This window comes from Herminiimonas contaminans (assembly GCF_015645465.1).
Lineage (GTDB): Bacteria > Pseudomonadota > Gammaproteobacteria > Burkholderiales > Burkholderiaceae_D > Oxalicibacterium > Oxalicibacterium contaminans.
Genome location: NZ_JADOEL010000051.1, coordinates 1 through 1,251, shown reverse-complemented (window position 1 = coordinate 1,251; position 1,251 = coordinate 1). Strand labels below are relative to the sequence as shown.

At 54.5% G+C, this 1,251-nt stretch carries 2 protein-coding genes; both read left to right on the top strand.

Annotated features, from left to right (window positions below; translation table 11 throughout):
* Positions 1–64 precede the first annotated feature (64 nt).
* Positions 65–358 (top strand): transposase, encoded by a 294-nt coding sequence (locus tag IXC47_RS19280; protein ID WP_195876769.1) that lies wholly within the window; start codon positions 65–67, stop codon positions 356–358.
* Positions 355–1,221 carry an IS3 family transposase gene (locus IXC47_RS19275; RefSeq protein WP_326838437.1) on the top strand — a complete coding sequence of 289 codons (867 nt, stop codon included), beginning with the start codon at positions 355–357 and terminating at the stop codon, positions 1,219–1,221. The genes IXC47_RS19280 and IXC47_RS19275 overlap by 4 nt, the downstream gene beginning before the upstream one ends.
* The last annotated feature ends 30 nt before the right edge of the window (positions 1,222–1,251 follow it).

Genomic DNA, 1,251 nt, shown 5'->3' with positions numbered 1-1,251 from the left:
TGGTCTGTCCCGGTCTAGGTGGACACTAACTTAAGGTGGATAATGCCACCCAGGAGTTATGTTTATGACCAAGACCAGACGTACTTATCCCGAATCATTCAAACGAGATGCTGTTGACCAAGTGCTTGCCGGCACGCCGTTGCGTCATGTTGCGCAGGCGCTTGATATCACCGAAGCATTATTGGGCAAGTGGAAACGCCAGTTTCAAGATGCGGGAGCCGATGCCTTTCCGGGGCGTGGTAAGCAGAGTGGCGAAGCGGCCCAACTCAAGCGCCTTCGCGATGACCTAGCGCGCGTCACCATGGAGCGCGACATATTAAAAAAAGCGCTCGCCATCTTCTCGCAACCCACGAAGTGAAGTTTCGCGCCATTGAGGCCCTGACTGAACGTTATCCGGTCGCTCCGATGTGTCAGCTGTTCCGGGTTTCCCGTAGCGGTTATTACGCATGGTTGCGTCGGAAGCCTTCGATGCGAGAGATGGCCAACCGCAAGCTGCTTCGGGAAATACGGCTGGTGCACGCCGAAGTCAATGGGATATACGGACACCGACGAATCCATGCAGAGCTGATAGCCCAAGGCCTGTTATGTGGTCGACACCGGGTTGCGCGCCTGATGCAACAAGGCGGTATCAGGGTGCGTTCACGCAAGCGTTGGACGCCGGCCACTGGCGGTAAGCATGTCCTGCCAGTGGCACCCAATCTGCTGGAAAGACAATTCGGTGCAGCAGGCATCAACCAACGCTGGGTTTCGGACATGACGTATATCCGTACTGGTGAAGGCTGGCTTTATCTGGCGGTGGTACTAGACTTGTATTCTCGGGCAGTGGTTGGTTGGGCAATGCATCACCGCATGCACCAAGAATTAGTTCATGCTGCCTTAACGATGGCGGTGGCACGACGCAAACCAATGGGTGAAGTCTTGCTGCATTCGGACCGTGGCAGCCAGTACTGTGCCTTTGAGTACCAGAATCTGCTCAAACGCTACCGCATCGTCCCAAGCCATTCCCGTGCAGGTAATTGTTGGGACAATGCAGCCATGGAAAGCTTCTTCCGGTCACTCAAGGCGGAGAGAGTTTACTTGACCCGATACGGGAGTTATGACGAAGCACGTTCCGACGTGTTTGACTACATTCGCTTTTACAATCATCATCGCCGCCATTCGACATTAGGGTATTTGACCCCAGCGGAATTCGAGCAGCGCCAATTAGCACTCAGTGCTTAACCTTGTGTCCATTGAGGCCGGGACAGACCA

Excerpts from the sequence above, each read along its gene's own strand:
- IXC47_RS19280 (WP_195876769.1), top strand. The coding sequence starts at position 65 with ATGACCAAGACCAGACGTACTTATCCCGAATCATTCAAACGAGATGCT.